This window comes from Kitasatospora sp. LaBMicrA B282, assembly GCF_050325825.1.
Taxonomy (GTDB): Bacteria; Actinomycetota; Actinomycetes; order Streptomycetales; family Streptomycetaceae; genus Kitasatospora.
In genome coordinates, this window is sequence record NZ_JBNQTI010000002.1 from 68,645 (window position 1) to 88,642 (window position 19,998).

Below are 19,998 nucleotides of genomic sequence, written 5' to 3' on the forward strand. Positions count from 1 at the left end.
ATGACCGCGACGTTCGACAGCACCATCGCACCGAACACCTCCACGATGGCACCGCCGGCCTTCGACACCGCGTTGTACCCCGGCACCATCGTCTCCGCGCTCCGCAGTGTGGCTGCGCTCCACCCCGACGCCCCGGCGCTCGTCGACCCCGAGGGAACGTTGACCTACCGCGAGCTGTGGTCCACGGTCAACGCTCTCGCCGCCAACCTGCGCCGCTTCGGGATTGCCCGGGGCGACCGGGTCGGCGTAGCCGCCGAACGGACGCGGCACAGCCTGTTGTCCATGCTCGCCCTCGCCCGGGCGGGGGCCGCGTACGTCCCGCTAGACGGCACCCAGCCGGCCACCCGCCTTCAACGCATGATCGCCGGCAGCGGAGTGCGCACAGTGGTGGGCCGCTCCGCTGCCCTCACGGCCGTCCCGCAGGGCCTCCCCGTCGAGTTCGTCCACATCGACCTGGCGTTGCGTTCCGCCGCGGCGGCGGACACGGCCATGCCCGACCCCAAGGACCCGGTGTACGTCATCCATACTTCCGGATCCACTGGTGACCCAAAGGGTGTGCTGGTGCCGCACCGAGCGCTCCACACTGCAGCCCAGTCGCTCATCGGGCTGTGCGGCATTGGCCCTGGGGATCGGGTGCTCAGCTTCGCGTCGCTGAGCTGGGACACAAGCGGAGAGGAGATCTACTCGGCGTTCCTGTCAGGTGCCACGCTCGTGATCGACCCTGCTGCGAACAGCGGCTCCATCCCCGCGTTCCTGGGTGCCTTGCGACGCAACCGCATCACCGTGGTGGACCTGCCGACCGCCTTCTGGAACGAACTGGTCGCGTTCCTGGACGAGGACGGCGCCTCCGACGATGTTGCGGCGGAGCTGGGGGACGTGCGGCTCGTCATCATCGGCGGGGAGGAGGTGCGCGCCCCCCAGGTGCGCGCCTGGGCCAAGCGCATCCCCGACCGCATCAGGCTCCTCAACACCTACGGTCAGACCGAGACGGTGCTGGTCACACACGCTGCGGAGCTCAGCGGGGGCATCGGACGCGATCTGTGTCCTGACGACAGGGTGCCGATCGGTACTCCTCTGGGCCACGTGCAGCAGTTGCTCGTCCCCAGGAGTGGTGCGGACGGCGCAGCAGAGCTGCTGGTGGGCGGCCCGACGCTCAGCCTCGGCTACATCGGAAAGCCGGAGGAGACGGCCGCACGGTTCCGCCCCGGACCCGACGGCACCGGGCTCTACTACCACACGGGCGACCTGGTCGCGGAACGCCCGGACGGCCAGCTGGACTTCGTAGGGCGCTGCGACCGGCAGATCAAGATCCGCGGTCTGCGCGTCGAGCCTGAGGAGGTGGAGCGTGTCCTGCACGCCCACCCGGACCTGCAGGCCGCAGCCGTGGCACCCAGCACCGAGCCGTCCGGTGCGATGGTCCTGACCGCCTGCATCGTCCCGCTCGACCCACACCGCGCTAGCGCTCCGAGTGCCGAACAGGTCCGTGCCTGGCTGGCGGAGCGCCTGCCCGACTATCTCGTGCCCAAGCACATCCGCGCCGTCGACCGACTCCCCCTTCTCCCGAACGGAAAGGTAAACCTCAAGATGATTGCCCAGAACACCTCTGCGCCCGCCGCGACCGCCACGATCGAGGAGATTGCCGCCGAGCTGGCCGAACTGTGCTCTGCCGTCCTTGGAAGCCCCTGCAGTGCGACTGACGACTTCTTCGACGCAGGCGGCGACTCGCTGCTGGCAACCCGGCTGATCTCCAAGGTGTACCGGCGCTTCAACGCCGAACTCACCTACGTCGACGTCTTTGACCACCGCACCCCGGCCGAGCTCGCCGTCCTGATCAGCGGGCGTCTGTGATGGACGCCCACGCTCTGGGGCTCGGCTCGCCCGCCGTGCCCCACCTGCGGGTGCTCGTAGCTGGCACATCTTCGGACGCCCACACATGGAATCTGATGTACCTCCAGCTCGCGCTGGAGGAGGCCGGGCACGAGGTCATCAACCTCGGTCCCTGCGTTCCGGACGAACTGCTAGCCGACACCTGCGTAGGAACACGGCCCGACGCCCTGGTCCTCAGCTCTGTCAACGGCCACGGCCATGCCGACGCCGCCCGCGCGGTCGCAACGCTCCGCCGTGACGCACGGATCACCACGATGCCGATCGTCGTCGGGGGGCTGCTGGGCACCGCAGGGCGTCCGAACGCCGACTACACGGGACTGCTCCTGGCCGCCGGCGTAACCGCCGTCCTGGAGCCCGACGAGTTGCCAGAGCTGCTCCGCTTCCTGGCCGGTATTCGCGCCGATTCGTCACACGAACTCGAGGCAGTCGGATGACGAGTCCGGCCGACTCAGGGTTTGCCGCACGACTGGGCGACGCTCGGCAGAACGGTCTGGTCATCGTCCAGCCCCGCATGGGATTCGCCGATCCGTCCGTGATGCGCGCAGGGCTGACCGCCGTACGCGATGCAAGGGCGACCACGGTCGGCACGATCACTCTGGACAGTTACACCCGAGTCGGGGACCTGCGCAGCGCAAAGGCGGCACTGCGGGACCGAACCGATCTCAACGGCTACCCGCTGTGCAGCCACGAGGAGGACACGACCCTCGCCATGCTGGCCAATGTCCGCGGTCCTGGCTTCCCGATCCAGGTACGGCACGGTTCGGCCATGCCGGGGCACATCATCGAGGCAATGGCACGGGTCGGGCTCGACTCCACCGAGGGCGGACCGGTGTCCTACTGCCTGCCCTACGGCCGCACACCGCTGAGGTCCGCGGTCATCGAGTGGGCGTGGGCCTGCGACCGGCTCGCACAGCTGGCGACGGTCGACCGGCCGACCCATCTGGAAAGCTTCGGCGGCTGCCTGCTGGGGCAACTGTGCCCCCCGTCGCTCCTGGTAGCAGTCTCGGTGTTGGAGGGCTTGTTCTTCGCGCAGCACGGGGTGCCGAGCATCTCGCTGAGCTACGCGCAGCAGACCCATCCGGGACAAGACCTGGAGGCGCTCGCGGCTCTCCGGCGACTTATGGACGAACTGCTCCCCAGCCTGGACACCCATATCGTCCTCTACACCTACATGGGTGTGTTCCCGCGAACTCGGCGCGGAGCTCTGGCCCTGCTCGACGAAAGCGCCCGACTCGCCGTCTTCGGCGGCGCAAGCCGGCTGATCGTCAAGACCGTGGTCGAATCCAGCCGGATCCCGTCGATCGCCGACAACGTGGAGGCGCTAGAGAGAGCCGAGTGCGAGGTGCAGCGGGCCCGTCTGATGCGGGCAAACGGCGGGCACCTCTGCGAGCCCACGCAATCGGGCCTTTACGAGGAGGCCCGAGCGATAATCGACACGGTGAGATCGCTACATCCGGACCTGGGCCGTGGCTTGCTCCAGGCGTTCGGCCGTGGGCTGGTCGATGTTCCCTACTGCTTGCACCCTGACACGTCAGGGAAGACCAGAAGCCGCGTTGGCAAGGACGGGCGTCTGGAATGGACCCACATCGGATCGCTGCCCATCAGGGGGCCACGCCCGGCAGGTCACGCTGTTGGTGCCTCGGAGCTGAGCCGGATGCTCCGATACGTGGCAGACCGCTTCGACGCAATGTAGCCCCGCGTGCCGCCCACAGAGCCGAAGCGCTGCGGGCGGCACGCGGGATGCAGTGATCAGGCCTGAATAATGGCGAAGCCGTTCCTGCGGGGCTAGAGTTCCGCGAGATCTCTGCGGCCTGTTCGCTACGGCTATGGCAACACCAGCTCGCCCAGCACCCCCGATCGCCGTAGGCCCACGGTGTGTGTCCCCCCTCGGACACTTCGTTACGTACATGAAAAGGCGGACCGTGACTTAGTAGTCACGGTCCGCTTTTTTCATGTCGTAGACCAGGTTCAGACCGAAAGCCTCGTAGATCGGCGCCTTGCATTCGGGGTGCGCGCGCAGGAGCCGGTCAGTGAGGCCGCCCAGCTGTTCGGTCTGCTGACTGGTCAGCGACGCCGGGGGGCTGCGACGAGCTAGGCGAGGCGGTTCTGAGCGGCAGCCTGCTGGAGCCGGGCCTCGTTGATCCATTGGGAGATCGTGACGAGGTCGCCGCCGGCATCCAGGGCGGCGCGGTAGCGAGCGGGTTGGGCGGTGGCCGCCGCCTCGATCTCATCGCGGGCGCCCTGGAGGGTGGCGTCGTCGGGGGTGATGGCCGCCTGTGCTTCCTGGAGTTCGAGGGCGTGGCCCTTGACGTACTCGCTGCCATAGACGCACCGGTATTGGGGGTGACCGTTGTTGAGATACGACACTTCCTCACCGCGTCCGGCAAGACGTACGGCTCGCCGAGGATCGCGCTCGACCTGCGGTGCCGGCGGCATGCCACCCGTGGAGTTCGAACGGATCATCAGCAAAGGACGAGCTGAGGCCCGCCGGAGGCCAAGGCCGCATAGCGGAAGACTCGGCGGCGCCAACGTCCACGACCCTCACAGCTCCGACCTCCTGAGCCGCCGTTATCGGAACGGGCGCGGGGGGCGAGCCACACCATGTGTGGCCCGCCCCCTGGTCTTACGCCGGGCACAGGGCGATCCCCCGGGCGATGAGCTCCTGCTCCTTCTCCCGGACCAGGTCGACAACCTGAGGGTACGGAAGTTCAAGGCGGGGCATCATCAGCATCGCCAGCGTGCCGTGCGCCACCAACGCGGGCAGCCACAGGTCCGGCGGGACTCTCGGAATCCGGCCGAGCGCGGCGTGGATCGCCACCTCGCCCACCGCCCGCTCGGGCACGTTCGGCCGCCCGATGCCCTCGTACTCATCAAGCAGCCCGTCCTCGCTGGTGCCCGCCAGAGCAAGGTAGCGTTCCAGAAGACAGGCGAACACCTCCTGGACGATCAAGCCCTGCTCCGGCTCGTCGGGGACCTCGCCGAACCGCGCCACGTACCGCTTGTGCTCCTCGGGCCGGTCGACGAGGCGGGTGACCAGCCACCGTCCGAGCAGCGACTGCGGCTCGACCTCCTCCTTTCCCAGCAATCGCCGGAATCCGGCTCCCAGACCGCTCACCTACGCGTTCCCCGCTATTCTCGTCGGCACCAGTGTCGCGAGCCCAGATAGCCCGAAGAACGACCTGCGACGGTACGGCCCGGGTCAGGTCTGCCCTGCGGTGACTATCCGGTCGTGCCCCGCCACCGTTTGGCGATGTACTTCCCGCCCGGCACCGCCGCTCGTGGAAGCATGGTCGCGCCGACCAGGATGTCGCCGGCACCTGACGAGTTCGGCGTCTTCCCCGGCGACTCCGGCGGCAGCTTGCCCACGGTGGTGCTCAGCGACCCGGCGCCAGGCCCGCGCGTTGCCAGGTGGTCGCCGGTGCTCTCCCACTCGCCCAATGCGTCCGTGATGGACTGCAGGTGGGCCCGCACCGTGATCGGGTCTTTGATGTACGTGCACTCATCGTCGGTCTGGGTGCCGAGCGGGCCCGCGTCGTTGTGCACCAGAATCGAGACCCCGTCGGCCACTACGCAGTACGTGCGGAGGCCAGAGAACCTGGGTTCGGGCACCCCACGTCGAAGCCCTGCCGGAAACGGCCATATCGATTGCCTGGTCGATGTCTCGCGCCATCGGAAGCAAGCACTCTCAGGAGTACGGCTCACCTGCCGTGGAGTTCTCCAGCGAATTCTTCAATTCGAGGACATCAAGACTTGAGTCCAGACTGGATGTACCCAAGAAGTACATGATGCGCCACTGCCAGTGCTGCAATCCCGCACAGTTCAGGACTTCTGCCAGCGTCAGCAGATCCCGACTGGACGGATAGGCCGGAAGGTCAACTTAAATCATCCACAGGACCCGTCGAGCGACATCGCCGGCGTGCGCTCTGTGTCTTGGCACCGCCGTACCAGGCCCGTCCTGCTCGCCAACCTGACGTCCGACCAGCTCTCAACTCCTCCTCCTGGCAGGTCGCTCCTCGCACCGGGCTCAGCTGCCCTACCGCCGGGTGCCCCTGCCAGTGATCCGAGCGACTTCCACTTCGACCTCGGCGGGGTCGAAACTGCGGCTCGCAAAGAGCCGGTCCAGTCTCATGGCCGTCAGCCGGGCGATCTCCTGGTGGTCGGCCTCGACACTCTCGGCGATGCGCCGCAGCTGCGAAGAGTGCTCGGGAGTTACAATCGCCTCGCCGAAAACGTTCTTGGTCACCATCTGCATCGCCATCCTCGCCGGTTCCTGATCAACCGGGATTCCGTCGACCAGCCCGTTCTCACCGTTCAGCTCAGCCCTGATGGCCACCTCTGCATCCCGAGGCGCAAACAGGTGACGCCCTTCCTCTCCCACCGCTGCCAGATAGTTGCTGATGACTCGGGCGACCTCACGCGGGTCGCACGGCTCCGAGAACTTCCAGCGAATCGCGGTGCGAAAGAACAGCAGCGACGCCACCGCGAAGTAAGAGTTACACCTCGCTAGGGCAGGCGAGGCCTCCGACTCAGTGCGAGCGGCCCAGACCGCGGCCACGGCCTCTTGATACTCCTTGCGCTCCGTCATCGACGGACGCTTCTCCGGAGCCCAGGCGACGGCCGGGTGGAGGACGACACCACGTTCCTCGATCCGCTGCTCAACCTCGCATATGAGGCCCACGAGCTGGCGCTTCCGCCACTTCAGCCGGGGCAGCATCAGGTAGCACAGGGCGCTCTGCCCCCGCACCAGCTCCGAATAGGTCACCTCGGCCGGGACCTCGGGGATGCGCTTTCGGGCCGCCGCGATCAGCACCAAACACAGGGCCCGATCCGGGACTCCGGCCGCCGCCGGGGTGCGCTCGGCCTCCTCCAACAGGCCGCTCTCATTCGTGCCGTCCAGGTGTAGGTAACTGTCCAGAAGGCGCTCGAACACCCACTCCAAGAGCTCGACCTGCTCCGGCCCGTCAGGGATCTCGTCGAAACGCAGGGCGTACTGCCGACGCAACTCGACCTGGTTGGTCAACCCAGCTGCCAGCCATTGTCCCAGGAGCGACCTCGGCTGTCGGGAAGCTGTCAGCCGCCACCACTCGCTCCGCGAAGCCTTCATGGGAAGCACCCGACCATGTGCTCAAGGCCAGACACAACCCATCGGGTGAGCTGGCGTTGCCGTAAGCTGCAACGGGACCTCTGGTTGTCGATCATCTTGCTCGACGCAGGTGATCTACCAGAGGTCCCGTTCCTGACCATCAAGGACTCGGGCCAGCCGCCGATCAGTCAAACGACATGTCCTCTAGGCGAGGATTAGTTGTACGCCGTTGGCCTCCGCTGCCGCCTCAGCCCGCGCGACCACTTGTGCGAGCGCCGCCGGGGAGAGCCCTTCATCGCGGATCACCGCGACCAGCAGGCCCGCAAAAATGCCCAGCACGTCGTCACGGGCGATTCCGGCCAGGGAGACCGTCTCCTCACCGAGGGCGTGCCGGATCAACGCCTCCGCCTCCAGCCGGGGCAGGTACTCGGGATGATTCAGCCGATCCCGTGCAGCAGCGACGAAGTCCGAGATGTCCTGCACCGGTTGGTCGGCCGTGAACCGCCTGGCCATGAGCTCCGCGAACACCAGATCGCTGATCACGGTCTGGGCCTCGCCCTCTTCCGTCGTCAGCGTCTTCAACCGCGCTTCGTACCACTCGACCTGCTCTGGTTGTTTGAGCAACACTGCGAGGAGCCAGCGGCCGAACACTGTCCTTGCTTCCGAAGTCCCTCTCCTGGCAAATCGCCACCTCATGTCCACCTCACCGAGTCGACCTCCTCGACCATCGCCTCAAACTCCGCCCGACTCACGTCGCGCCCGACAAAGATCCGATCCAGTTTCAGGTCCGTCAGGATGGCGAGCTCGCTGTGCTCCCCGGCCGCCCGCATCGTGATCTGGCGCAGGTCGGCGAAGGCAGCCGGGCTCACTACGGCCTCCTCGAAGGAAAACCGCGTCACCACCATCAGGGCACTGCGCACCGGAAGGCAGTCGATCGGAACCTCGGCAACCAGCGAGATCTCACCGTTCACCTCCGCCCTGATGAACGCTTCGGCCTCGCGCAGCGCCAAGCGCTCTCCGACCCCCGGAGGAAGCTGGGCAACCCAGGCTGCCAGCGCCCGGCTGACCTCGCGCGGGTCGCACGGCACTGGGAAGCGCCACCTGATCGCACCCCGAAAGAACCGGACCGCAGCCATCGGATAACGGGAGTTGTTCCATGCCAGTGCGCGAGCGACCTGCTGCGCGGTCTCAGCCGCCCAGACTCCGGCCACCGCCGCACCGAGCCCATCCGGCTCGCCGTCAAGACCATCAATCACCATCCCGAGCCTCCTTCCTAACCGTTTCGGCGTGAGAACAGCCACCGAGCACCCTGCCAGAGCATTGTGCCGGTCCGCAGGCCAGCGATCAGTAAGGTGCTGTACGGATCAGTGAACGGATGCTCGATATTCGTCCCATCGAACCCGTGCGGCTGCATTGTCGCGGACTTGAGCTCGCTGCTCACGTCATTCGCGTCACCGGCCACCGTCTTGAACCTATCGAGCGGGGTTGTCTTCCAGGGCGCCTCCTGCTTGGACTGCTTGGACACCCGGGTCGCGGACCCACCGGCCGCGGGCGGCTCGCAGTGGCACATCGGGTCGCCGTCGACGTGGATCCCGGCCGGGCACGCGTCGTTGTGCACCAGTACCGGGACCCCGTCGGCCACCACGTAGTACGTGTGGAGGTTGGCGACGGTGAGGTTGTAGGCGGTGCGGGGCTCGGTCTGGTAGTTGCGGACGGTCAGGACGGTGGTGGTGCCCAGGTCCGTGCCGGAGGCCACCTTGTCGCCAACTCGAAGGGCAGCGGCATCGGTCCAGCGCTGGGTGGTGTCGTCCCAGTACGGGTGGTGCTGGGTGGAGGTGATGGCGCCGTTGGTGGGCACCGTCGCGGCCACCGCACCAGCCTGCGGTGCCTGGCCGGCAGCCGGGGTGTCGGTCGCGAAGGTCAGGTCGGTGAACTGGGTGTCGTTGGGTGTGATGATGGTCTGGGTGACCGTCTCCGCCGAGGTCTGCCCGGTCTGCGGGTCCGCCGAGGCCACCTGGTCGCCGACCGCGAGGGTGTTGATCGCCTTCGTCGTGCCGTTGGCCAGCAGCACCTGGGTGCCCGCCGGGAAGCTGTTGGCGCAGGCCCTCCCAACCTTGGAGAGCGCCGAGGTGAACGCGTCACCGAGCAGCGGCGCGGCCTTCTGCAGGAGTTTCTTGCCGAGGACGCTGGCGCCTTCGGTGGCGACGCCGGCGACCGCGCCGGTGACCGCGCCGCTCGCCATGTCCTCCAGCACCCCGCCCGGTGTGGTGGGTGCGTTGGGACTGAGCAGGTCGTAGGTGGCGGCGCCCGCAGCACCTGCGGCAGCCCCGCACCCGGCCACGGCCAGGAGGCTGGCGCCTCCGGTCTCGGCCGCGCCGGCGACGGATCCGCCGAGGCAGCCGCTGTAGGTGACGGTCTCCACGACCGCCTGACCGATGTCGGCGCGGTGGTTCCAGGCCCACTTGGCGCCGCTGACGGTGGCGTGGCTGACGTGCTTGGCGCCGCTGGTGATGACGCCGCCGACCTTCTTGCCGGCGTGCTTGAGCCAGCTCGTCACCGGGTTGCCGTTGTGGGCCTTGCCGCCGCCGTTGCTCGGGGTGCTGGGTGGTGGTTCGACCTGGCCGATGCCGGAGGGGTCGAGCGGCGGTGGGGTGTGGATGTCGGGCAGGGTGGCCTGGCAGGCGTCGTCGCAGCCCTCCCCGTTGGAGTCGGCCTGGCGCATGGCCCCGGTGGGGTCGCTGCTGGAGACCGGGTCGTTGTCGCTGTAGGCGTAGCCGTTCCACTGCTGCGGGCTGGCAACGTCGATCAGCGGGTCCGGATTGAGGAATCGGCCGTGAACCGGGTCGTACTCGCGTACACCGAGGTTGGTCAGGCCAGTGGCGGTGTCGAGCGTGCCGCCGACGAAGCCCTTGTCACCGGACCAGGCACCGGAGGCGGGCTGGGTGCCGCGCGGGTTGCCGAAGGGATCCATCGGACGGCGGGTGATCGTCTGCCCGGGGTCGGTGTTGATCTGGACCTGGGCGGTGCCGTGGGGGTCGGAGGCCTGGTAGACCAGGCTGCCGCCACCGGTCGCCGCGGTGACCCGGGTGATGGTCAGACCACCGGGCGAGGGGTAGTAGCGGACATCGGAGAGCGAGCCGCTGGCGCTGTTGAGAGTGAGCTCGTCCATCCCCAGTTCGAGGGTGGTCGAGCCAGGGTCGCGGCGGATCAGCTGGGTGCCGTCCGCGTCGTAGAGGTAGGTGGTCCCGCCCTGCTGGCCGGTGGCCTGGACCGAGGCGAGCGTGTCGTCGTTGTTCCAGCCCAGTGTGGTGGTTCCGCTGGTGCCGGTGATGGCGGTCGTGTTGCCGAGCTGGTCGTACTGGAAGGTGGTCTTCTGCGTGCCGCCACTGGTGGAACTGGTGGTGGAGGAGAGTAGGGCGTGCGGACCGCCGGAGCCGCTGTTGGCCTGGCCGGAGGCGCCGAACGTCTGAGTGGTGGTGGCGTCGTTGGCGGTGTTACCGGTGACGTCGTGCTGGACCAGCTGGGTGCGATTGCCGGTGGTGTCGTACTGGTAGGACTGCCAGTACGGTGCCGGGCCGCCCACGCTGGGCGTGGTGCCGGTCATCGCCGGGCCGTTCGTGTTGGCGCACCCGCCGATGCCCGGGACGGAGACCGGAGAGCCGGAGCCCGAGGGTGCGCCGGAGGAGTCGGTCCAGGTGCCGGTGGGCTTGGTGGTGACGGCGCCGGTGTCGGTCCACGCCTGGGACAGCCGGGCCAGGTAGTCGTAGGTGTAGCACTGGCGGTCGCCGGCCGAGGCGTTCTGCAGGTCGGTGGCCGAGGTCAGCTGACCGGCCTGGTCGTAGGTGTAGCTGGTCTGGTCGAGCGAGGTGGTGCCGACCTGGCGGTCGAGGAACGACTGCACGACGTGGCCGGTGGCGATGTCGTACTGCTGGGTGGAGACCACCTGGGTGCCGTAGTCGCCGAGTGTGGTGCGGATCGCGTTGCCGAAAGCGTCGTACTGGACGTCCTGCACCAGCGTGTCGTTGCCCCACGAGTTCCAGAGGTTCCCGCGGATGTCGTAGACGTTGCTGACGGTCTCGGCCGGCAGGCCACCCATCGCCGGCAGCGTGGTGCTGGCCACCGTGCCCAGGATGTTGTTGTAGGTGTTGCTGGTGGTGTACGTACCGGCCAGGGCACCCTCGATGGACGGGATGGTCACCGTCGTGCCGAGCGGGCGGTAGGCCGTGTCGTAGCCGGTGACGGCCTGGGTGTAGGCGTTACCGGAGGCGCCGCCCACGTAGCGGGTGGAGCCGGTGGGCTTGCCCTTGGCCAGGGTGTCGTAGCTCCACGAGGCCAACTCGTTGGCCGGGGCCACCGAGCCGTTGTACTCCCCGGTCTTACGGCCCAGCAGGTCGTAGGTGTAGGCCAGGGTGTTGCCCTTGGCGTCGGTGGTGTGGTCGACCCGGGAGTTGACGTCGTAGAACGTCTTCGTGGTGCCGGTGTCGGGGTCGGAGGCGGAGATCTCCCGGCCCATCAGGTCGTAGCCGTAGGACCAGGTGTTGCCCGCGGCGTCCGTGCGGGTCGCCGGCGAACCGGCCGGCGTGTAGGTGTAGGTGGTGGCATCGGCGTCGGCGACGTTGCCGGTCGGCGTGGAGCTGCGGTACTGCCACACAGCAGTCGTGTGGCCGCGCGCATCGGTGGACGTCGAGGTCGGCGTGCCGCCCTGGGGCGGGGTGACGTCGGTGCGGTCCGCGCCCGGGTAGGCGGTGGTGGTCGACCACTGCGGCTGGGCGTAGGACATGAACGCCGAGTTGGTGACCCGGCCCTGACCGTCGTAGGTCAGCCAGGTCTCCGAAGGAACCTGGGAGTCCTGCGGCTGGTAGACGCTGCTGTTGGGGAAGGTGGTCTTCTCGTAGTACGGAGCCGAGGTCTTGACCACCCAGCCGTGCGAGTCGTAGACCGTGTCGGAGATCAGGCGGCCGGTGGCGATGGTCGGCGACTCCGACTGGGTCTGGCGCAGCCGGCCCAGGCCGTCGTAGAGCTGGGTCTGGTACGAGTAGGTGCTGTCCTCGTTCAGCGACTGGCTGGTGACTACCGAGGGGCCGGTGACGCCGTTGACGGCGTAGGAGTACTTGTAGCTCGCGTTGGCGTTGGTGGGCTGCTGGGGCAGCCAGACCGCGGTGAGTCGGCCCAGGCCGTCGTACTGCTCGGTGGTGGCCCGGCCGTTGGCGTCGGTGGAGACCAGCGGCAGTCCGCGGCCGGGGTCCTGGGACACGGTGGTAGCCCAGGAGGCACCCATCGGGCCGGTCAGGGTGACCGCGGTCGGCAGCGCGCCGGTGGCCGGGGTGTAGGCCGTCGTCGACGTCGCCGCCGGTGCGGCCGGGTTGGGGCCGGTCAGCTGGCTGCCGTTGACGTCGTAGGTCGAGCCGTCGGTGGCGGTGGTGCTGGCCGGGCGGCCGTAGACGTCGAAGGTGGCCCGCGCGGAGTTCACGAAGACCGGGTTGCCCGAGCCGTCGTAGTGGTCGATCTGCTGGGAGCTGGTGGTCTCGCCCAGCGACCCGGCCTGGCCGAACGGCTGGTTGTCGTAGATGCTGCGGACATCGCTGATGGTGTTCGTCGCGTTCGCCGGTGTCCCGCAGGCACCGGTGACCGTCTTCTTCTCGTCCAGCAGGGTCAGCAGCATCGAATTGGCGGCGCTGCTGGCGTAGGAGTCGGTGGTGCAGACCTCCGGCGAGGCGGCCGTGCCGTCGCCCTGGTCGTCGACCTGGATCTCCCGGTTGCCGTGCGCCGGGTCGCTGGTGGCTACCGTCGTCGTGGTCCGCCAGGAGCCGTTCGCCAGCAGCGCCTTGTCGACCGTGGTCATCTGGGATGCGGGGAAGCGGGCGATCAGATCGGGCATCCCACCGGACTGCTTGTGGTCGGCGGTGGTCTGCTGCCCGTTGGTAGTGGTACCGCTCATCGAGGTGACCGTGCCGCCGGCCTGGGTGTAGACCTGGGTCGCCACCTCACTGCCCGCCAGCCAGTCGCTGTCGGTGATGGAACCGCCCAGCGGGCTGGCCACGCTGACGCTGCGCGTGGTGCCGTCCGCCTTCACGTCGCCGTCCATGCCCCGCAGGTACGTCACCGTCTGCTGGGTCTTCGGCGCCTCACCGGTGTAGCCGGAGCCGGTGACGGTGTCGACCGACTGGTAGCCGCGGAACCCGTCCCAGGTACGGGTCTTGGGGTCGGTGAACTCGGCGTCGTTGCGGTGCCAGGCCGCCCCACCGTTGTAGGTGTACGACGTCGCCTTGATCAGCGAACCGGTCACCGCGTCCTGCTCGCTCACCGAGGTGACCAGGTACTTGTTGAACCAGTCGCTCACCGGAGTGGTCGACGAGGAGCCCGGCAGGTACCAGTGCACCGGCATGCAGGCCATCGTGTTGCCGTCCTCCGAGGACGGCATCGTGTTGTTGACCCGCGAGCACTGCGGCGAGCTGTACGCCACGTCGATCTGCCCACCGGTCTCGGTGGTGATCTGCTGGATACGCGGCCGGTTGAAGATCGGGGCGGCCGGAACCAGCCCGTCCACGCGGTTGGCCAGCTCACGCGCGGTGAACGTCACCGCGGGCAGCGTGGCGTTCGCCTGCCCGTCGGAACCGGTGCGCTGGATCGAGGCCAACCACAGCGACGGCTTCGTGCCGTCCCCCGGATCAGGGAAGGTGTGGGTCAGCGCCCAGGTGTCCACCGTCCGGTAGGTGGAGCCGACCAGGACCTGCGTGGTGATCGAGGTCAGCCGCTTCGTGGTGAAGAACGCCGGGCTGACGTTGGTGCACGGCATCGCCGTGCACACCTGGTCCAGCGGAACGTCCGGCCACGACGAGGTGTTCGCCGTGGTCCGCTGCGAGGGGTCGCAGGTGATCGAACCCGACGGCAGGCAGCGCTCCGAGGTTCCGAAGAGCACCTCCGCAGCAGGCTGAAGCGAACCGTGTGCCGCGACCTGCTCCGACAGGCGCTGACCCCAAGCGATCTGCGTCGGGTAGCCACCGCGCACGTACGAGGTCAGCTGGCCGCTGCCGTTGTTCTGGCCGCCGCCACGGTTGTAGGAGTTCGTTTCCGACGCGTAGTCGTAGGTGACCAGGTTCTGGTGCGGGTCCACCACGAAGTCCAGGTTCCAGCGCCACCCCATCGTGCAGTTGGAGCCCTGCCCCGAAGCGGAGCTGTAGCAGGGGTCGCCACTGTTCGGCGAGTACACCGGTTCGCCCCACGCCGAGTTCGTCGCCGGGTCCGAGCCGTCGCCGCCCGGCAGGTGGTTCTGCCCGAAGTAGTACTGGGTGCCGTCTCCGGTGGTGACCTTCCAGTACTCGCCGTTGTTCAGCCCGTTCGGCGCACCCGTCAACTGCTCGATCCTCGAGCCGTCGTCGCTCTGCAGGTGCCACACACCGGTGGTGTCGTCGCGCACCAGCGTCCCGGAGTGGCCGCCCAGCGACAGCGTCGCGTTCTGACCGCCCCAGCACAGGTCACCCGAGTTGGCGATCCCGTCGTTGCTGCACGACTTGTACGAACGCTCGATGAACCCGGGCGAGTAGCTCCACCCGTCACCGATCCACGAGGACTGCGAGTTGGTGGAGGACGTCATGCCGTCCACCGCGGACGAGTCGTAGGACAGCTCGACGTTCGGCGCCTTGCCGCCCATCCCGCCCGGCAGCTGGATCGGGTACGAGTAGGTGAAGTTGCCCAGGTTCGACCCGGCGCCCCAACTCATCGACGGCGTCAACGATGTCGCCGCGTATGAGCCGCCCGAGCCCGACGGACCCGAGGTCGCCGCCAGCACCATCGGCGCGGCCGTGCTCGCACTCGCTGCGGCAGTGTCGGCACTGACCGCGCCGGCCGCGCCGGCCGCTTTGTCCCTCGTGGCGGCCGGCTTCGGCAGTGCCACCTCGGCGGTCAGCTTGTCCGAGGCCGGGTCGACCTGGGAGGCCACCGGGGTCTGTGTCTGGCACTGCGCGAGCTGTGGAGTGGTCAGCGCGCACGCCGGTAGCTCGACCAGCCTTGCGCGGTCAGCCCAGAGTCCGGCGCCCAGCGCTTTCAGGTCGAGTCCGACGTCGACCGTGCGACCGGCGCTGCCGGCACCGGCCGCGGTGTCACCGTCGGACAGCGCCACCACCGGACCGTCGACCCCGGCAGCCTTGGCCTTGGCCGGGTCCGCCAGATCCACCGTGACCGGATGCGCCGCACCCGTGTCCTTCGCCGCTGGCGCCAGCGCGACCGGCAGTGAACCCACCTGCACCGCACCGCCCGTGCCGGCATCCGGCACCGCCCCGGCGCCAGCGACCCGGGGCGCCCTCGCCACCGGTGCGCTCCCGCCAACGACCACCGTGGCCGATCCGGCCGCGACCGGCGCCGACGTGCTCCCTGGATTCCAGGCCTTCGGTACCGGGTACTTGGCCGGCTCCGGCGGCTCGATCTTCAGGTTCCCACCGGTCACCGACTTCGTCCCGGCACCCAACGGAGTGTTCGGCGGAGCCCAAGTCTTCCCGTGCGGCCGCCGCGCGGCCCAAACCTCCGTCGACGGCGCCGCCAACAGCGTGGCCGCCATGGCCGCGATCACCGCCAGGGTGAGCCAGCGGTGCGGCCGCCCTATCAGCCAGTTCCCTAAGTATGTTCGGACACGCCAGGCTCTCACGAGCACCCCCATGTGTCGTGCACGTTGCCGGCAAGGAGGATGGAAGCTCACGCCACCCGTCCGTGCCGTCCGGAAATCCCCCGCTGTTGCGCACCGCATCCAAGCATGGTGATCATGACAAGAGTGCCGATTTGTGGTTGATTTGAGCCTTCCAGCGCACTCAAATCAGACATCGGACCACAATGGCCGCACAGTCTTGACTGGATCCTCATGGGGCCCGCATCGTTCCCGTCTGAACACCACCGTCGCCAGAGGCGGACTCCGACGAAGAGGACACGTGCATCAGCATGCCGACCAGTAGGCCATCACCTGACCGATCGTTAGACCTGAGGCTCCGTAGGGGGATACGGCGCCCTGGCGGGCTGCTCGCGGGCATGCTGCTCTCGGCTGCGCTGACGGCCACGCCCGTGGCGCACGCCGTCGGTCAACCCACCGATGCTCCCGCAACCGCCCAGTCGCCACCCGCCATGTCCGCCCAGCAGCAGGCGGTCGCCCAGGCCGTGGCCAACGCGCGTACTCAGGCGAAGGCGACCGGACAAGCAGTAGTCATCGACGCGCTGACGACCGCAACCTCGGAGACAACCGTCGGCCCGGACGGCCGTTTCGCCACAACGGACTACGCCCAGCCCGTCCGGGTTCAGCGCGCCGGCTCGTGGACCGCCATCGACACCACGCTGCACACCAATCCCGACGGCACGCTCAGCCCGGCTGTCACTCCACAGGCGCTCACGCTTTCCGGTGGTGGCAGCGGCGCACTCGCGACTCTCGCCACCGACGACGGCCATCAGCTCAGCGTGGAGAGCCCGTTCAATCTTCCCAAGCCGACGTTGAACGGCTCCACCGCGACCTACGCCGGCGTGCTCGGCCCGGATGTCGACCTCCAGGTGACCGCCGAGCCCGACGGCGGTTGGCGTGATGTCATCGAGGTCAAGACCGCGCAGGCGGCAGCCGATCCGGTGCTCGCCAAGCTCCACTTCCCGATCACGACCACCGGCCTGACGGCAGCCCAGGACAAGTCCGGCAACATCAGCTTCAACGACTCGCAGGGCAAGACACGCCTGAGTGCACCCACCGCCTTCCAGTGGGACTCTTCGGGGCCGACCACGGCTGCACTGCCGCACGGCACCGCGACGAATGAGACCGCGACCAGTCCTGCAGCAGCCCCTGACTCCACTGCTGACGGCCCCGGAGATCATGCTGTGCTGGCACAGATGACCACCGCCGTCTCCGCCCGGGGGATCGACCTGACCCCTGACCCGAGCACGTTCGGACACGGCACGGGCCCCTGGTTCCTGGACCCGACGATCACCGCCGACAGCGGCACCCAGGCCTCCGTCCAGGTCCAGGAGAACTTCCCGGACACCAAGAACTACAACGCGCTGAGCGACCTGGGAACCGGCTACTGCGGATACTCCGACTGCAACGGCTACGGCCGTTACCGCGCCTACTTCCAACTCGGGATCAACTCCGCGATCTACACCACGCCGAGCGGCGCGCCGGCCGCGCCGACGGTCTACAACTCGACGCTGTACACCAACGTCTCCAGCCAAGCCGCCCCCAGCACCCCGACCCCGATGGGCGTCTACTCGACCGGAGCAATCGACGGCAACACCACCTGGAACAACCAGCCCTGCGCCGGCAACCTGTCCAACTGCGGGAAGGTGACCGGCAAAACCATCACCGGCACCGGCGCCCTGACCTTCGACGTGACCTCCACCTTCCAGCAACTCGCCGCCAACCACGCCGGCACCTGGACCTTCGCCCTGATCCCTGACGACGAGAACAACAAGAGCTACCGCGTCCACTTCAGCAACAACCCGCACGTCACCACCACGTACGACATCACCCCCAGCACCTGGAGCCCGGCCACCTCGCCGCAACCCGGCTGGGCGAACCCGCCGTCCGGCCTGCCCGCCAGCTACCAGTGCAACAGCGGAGTCGGAAACCCCTGGGATCACGTCGGCTGGATCGGCGCCAACCAGAACATCACCCTGTCGGCCAGCAGCTGGTCACCCGCAGGTCTCGGCCTGGTGACCAACTTCCACATGTGGGACGACAACGACTCCACCTGGTCCCTCAACCAGAACTCCGCGCCCGGCAGCAACTGGAACGCCGGCAGCGGCGCGCTGAGCATCACAGCCGGTTCCCTCACCGACGGCCACCAGTACGGCTGGACGGCCAGCACCAGCGACGGCCAGCTCACCTCGCCCACCACGCCCTGGTGCTACTTCCGCGTCGACAAGACGCCCCCGACTGTGGGCCTCACCTCGACCGACTTCCCGCCCTCCGGCACACCCAACCCAACCCCGAAGGTCTTCGCAGGAGACCCGAACCACCCCGGCACGTTCACCCTCACCGGCACCGACCCGGCCCCGGCCGGCGGCAACGCATCCGGCGTCGCCTGCATGCGCTGGACCTCCATCGCGGCCGACGCCAACGTCATCGGTTGGCACTGCGGTGACCCCAGCGGCAAGTCGGAGGGAATCGTCTCTGGGACCAGCGGCACGTTCACCTACAGCCCGGGCACCTGGGGCACCAACACCATCTGGTTCCAGGCCCAGGACAACGCCGGCAACTACAGCCAGGTCGGCGCCTACACCTTCTACGCGCCCTGGAACAGCAACCACACCCCCGTGTTCGGCAACGTCACCGGCGACAACCAGCCTGACGTCCTGACCGCGGACGGCAGCGGCAACCTGCGGGTCATGGAGGCCAACACCGACCCCGACACCGACCCCAGCGCCCCAGCCGCCGCCGCGCCCGGAGCACGAGACCCCATGTACCAGGGCACCACCTGGGCCAACTACCAAATCACCCACCGGGCCAGTCTCAGCAAGAGCGCCTCCGACGACGACGTCCTGGTGCACAACACCACCGCCGGCAGTGACCTGGCCAAGCACCTCTACAAGCTGAAGAACGACGGCAACGGGCACTTCGACGGCCTGCCGGCCGACATCTCCAAGCCCACCACCTGCTTCAACGCCGCCAGCACCACGCCCGTGGACTGCGGCACCCTGAACTACGACTCCACCGACTGGTCCGCCACCAGCCAGATCCTCGCACTCGGCACACCAACCGGTGAGAGCAGCACGAAGGTCACCCTGCCCGACCCCAACAACCCCGGCCAGACGATCACGAAGTACGTCATCTCCCAGACGTCACTGCTCACTGTCGAGAACGGCGCGCTGTGGCTCTACTCCCCCACCCCCGGGGGCACCCTGGCCAACGCCCGAAAGCTGTCGGCCGACAACACGTGGAACGGCTACGACCTGATCAATCCCGGACCCGCCGCCGGCACCAACCAGGCCACCCTGTGGGCCCGCAACCAAGCCACCGGGCAGGTCCGCTCGTACGCCATCACCGGCGGCAGCACGCCCGACTACAGTCTCCTCAACAACCCCGCCGACGGCTTCCTGATCCTCGACGGCAGCGGCACCACCGCGGCCAACTACCCGAAGATCGGCTCCTCCGGCGACCTCGACGGCGATGGCCTGCCGGACCTGTGGACCATCGACGCCAAGGGCCAGTTCGCCATCTGGAAGGGCACCACCACCAGCACCACGGCGGGGACCAATCAGGTCACCGGCTTCGTCAATCCCCTCGCCATGGGCTATGCCAACGCCGCCGTCCAGGTCCAGTCGAACTACTCACCCAGCCAGTGCATGGACGCCTTCGGCGGCCCGTCCGCCGGCAACGGGATCGACGTCTGGGGCTGCTGGAATGGTGTCAACCAGCGCTTCTCGATGGCCTTCGACGGCACCCTCCAGGTCGGCGGCGAGTGCGTCACACTGGCCGCGAACGCCACCGGCAACGGCACCAAGGTGGACCTTGCCACCTGCGTATCCGCCGCCACGGACGCCGCCACCGCCGCCGCCCAGCAGTGGCGCTACGACCCCGCCACCGGCCGTATCACCAGCCCCGCCACCGCATCCACCGGCGTTCCCGCCCGATGCCTGGAAGAACCCGGCTGGGCCACCGCCAACGGCACCCTGCTCGGCATCTGGGACTGCACCGGGGGCGCCAACCAGTCCTGGACCCTGAACCCGCAGAACAGCGGCTGACCCAACAGGTACGCCAACCCCAGCATGCGTCGGGGGTTAATAATATGTTCTTTTTTCCCCCCTCTACCCCCCCCCCCCCCCCCCCCCCCCCCCCCCCCACCCCCCCCCCCCCCCCCCCCCCCCACCCCCCCCCCCCCCCCCCCCCCCACCCCCCCCCCCCCCCCCCCCCCCCCCCCCCCCCCCCCCCCCCCCCCCCCCCCCCCCCCCCCCCGACGCCCCGCGAAAAGGTCATCCGGCACCACAGCGGCGCCGATCAGGCAAACCGGTCCAGGCCTCGGTGATGGTGGCTCAGATAATTTGCCGGGCCATCGTGTTCTCGAGATCGA

Annotated in this window: 11 protein-coding genes; 4 read left to right on the forward strand and 7 right to left on the reverse strand. The window is 68.4% G+C overall.

The annotated features are described in order from the left end of the window. From ACQRUO_RS00945 to ACQRUO_RS00955, 3 genes are read left to right on the forward strand one after another with little or no spacing between them, the layout of a single operon-like run. Nucleotides 1-1,848: a non-ribosomal peptide synthetase gene (locus ACQRUO_RS00945; RefSeq protein WP_428313694.1), complete on the forward strand. Its 1,848-nt coding sequence runs from the start codon at nucleotides 1-3 to the stop codon at nucleotides 1,846-1,848. Next, nucleotides 1,848-2,321 (forward strand): cobalamin B12-binding domain-containing protein, encoded by a 474-nt coding sequence (locus tag ACQRUO_RS00950; RefSeq protein WP_428313695.1) that lies wholly within the window; start codon nucleotides 1,848-1,850, stop codon nucleotides 2,319-2,321. Before ACQRUO_RS00945 ends, ACQRUO_RS00950 begins: the two co-directional genes overlap by 1 nt. Then, nucleotides 2,318-3,580 carry a methylaspartate mutase gene (locus ACQRUO_RS00955; RefSeq protein WP_428313696.1) on the forward strand — a complete coding sequence of 421 codons (1,263 nt, stop codon included), beginning with the start codon at nucleotides 2,318-2,320 and terminating at the stop codon, nucleotides 3,578-3,580. The genes ACQRUO_RS00950 and ACQRUO_RS00955 overlap by 4 nt, the downstream gene beginning before the upstream one ends. Nucleotides 3,581-3,978: 398 nt before the next feature. Here the strand turns inward: ACQRUO_RS00955 and ACQRUO_RS00960 are convergent, their stop codons facing one another. From ACQRUO_RS00960 to ACQRUO_RS00990, 7 genes are all read right to left on the reverse strand, one after another. Further along, nucleotides 3,979-4,350 (reverse strand): hypothetical protein, encoded by a 372-nt coding sequence (locus ACQRUO_RS00960; protein ID WP_428313697.1) that lies wholly within the window; start codon nucleotides 4,348-4,350, stop codon nucleotides 3,979-3,981. A gap of 160 nt (nucleotides 4,351-4,510) precedes the next feature. Beyond that, on the reverse strand, nucleotides 4,511-5,002 hold the full coding sequence (locus ACQRUO_RS00965; protein ID WP_428313698.1) for a hypothetical protein: 492 nt from the start codon (nucleotides 5,000-5,002) through the stop codon (nucleotides 4,511-4,513). 104 nt (nucleotides 5,003-5,106) lie between these two features. Further along, complete coding sequence (locus ACQRUO_RS00970) at nucleotides 5,107-5,454, reverse strand: hypothetical protein (RefSeq protein WP_428313699.1); 348 nt, start codon at nucleotides 5,452-5,454, stop codon at nucleotides 5,107-5,109. Nucleotides 5,455-5,920: 466 nt separating this feature from the next. After that, the gene (locus ACQRUO_RS00975) at nucleotides 5,921-6,907 is read right to left on the reverse strand and encodes a hypothetical protein (protein ID WP_428313700.1); all 987 of its coding nucleotides are present in this window, start codon (nucleotides 6,905-6,907) and stop codon (nucleotides 5,921-5,923) included. A gap of 267 nt (nucleotides 6,908-7,174) precedes the next feature. Beyond that, nucleotides 7,175-7,621, reverse strand: coding sequence for a hypothetical protein (locus tag ACQRUO_RS00980; protein ID WP_428313701.1), 447 nt, complete (start codon nucleotides 7,619-7,621; stop codon nucleotides 7,175-7,177). 41 nt (nucleotides 7,622-7,662) lie between these two features. Then, on the reverse strand, nucleotides 7,663-8,229 hold the full coding sequence (locus ACQRUO_RS00985; RefSeq protein ID WP_428313702.1) for a hypothetical protein: 567 nt from the start codon (nucleotides 8,227-8,229) through the stop codon (nucleotides 7,663-7,665). 14 nt (nucleotides 8,230-8,243) lie between these two features. Beyond that, complete coding sequence (locus ACQRUO_RS00990) at nucleotides 8,244-15,209, reverse strand: RHS repeat-associated core domain-containing protein (protein ID WP_428313703.1); 6,966 nt, start codon at nucleotides 15,207-15,209, stop codon at nucleotides 8,244-8,246. 869 nt (nucleotides 15,210-16,078) lie between these two features. On the opposite strand from ACQRUO_RS00990, the gene ACQRUO_RS00995 reads away from it, so the two are divergent. Beyond that, entirely contained in the window at nucleotides 16,079-19,672 is a 3,594-nt protein-coding gene (locus ACQRUO_RS00995) for a ricin-type beta-trefoil lectin domain protein (protein ID WP_428313704.1), read from the forward strand. Nucleotides 19,673-19,998: the final 326 nt, after the last annotated feature.

What these genes read in the sequence shown, in the direction of transcription:
- ACQRUO_RS00945 (WP_428313694.1), top strand. Translation starts at nt 1, where the DNA reads ATGACCGCGACGTTCGACAGCACCATCGCACCGAACACCTCCACGATG.
- ACQRUO_RS00950 (WP_428313695.1), top strand. Translation starts at nt 1,848, where the DNA reads ATGGACGCCCACGCTCTGGGGCTCGGCTCGCCCGCCGTGCCCCACCTG.
- ACQRUO_RS00955 (WP_428313696.1), top strand. Translation starts at nt 2,318, where the DNA reads ATGACGAGTCCGGCCGACTCAGGGTTTGCCGCACGACTGGGCGACGCT.
- ACQRUO_RS00960 (WP_428313697.1), bottom strand. Translation starts at nt 4,350, where the DNA reads ATGATCCGTTCGAACTCCACGGGTGGCATGCCGCCGGCACCGCAGGTC.
- ACQRUO_RS00985 (WP_428313702.1), bottom strand. Translation starts at nt 8,229, where the DNA reads ATGGTGATTGATGGTCTTGACGGCGAGCCGGATGGGCTCGGTGCGGCG.
- ACQRUO_RS00995 (WP_428313704.1), top strand. Translation starts at nt 16,079, where the DNA reads ATGTCCGCCCAGCAGCAGGCGGTCGCCCAGGCCGTGGCCAACGCGCGT.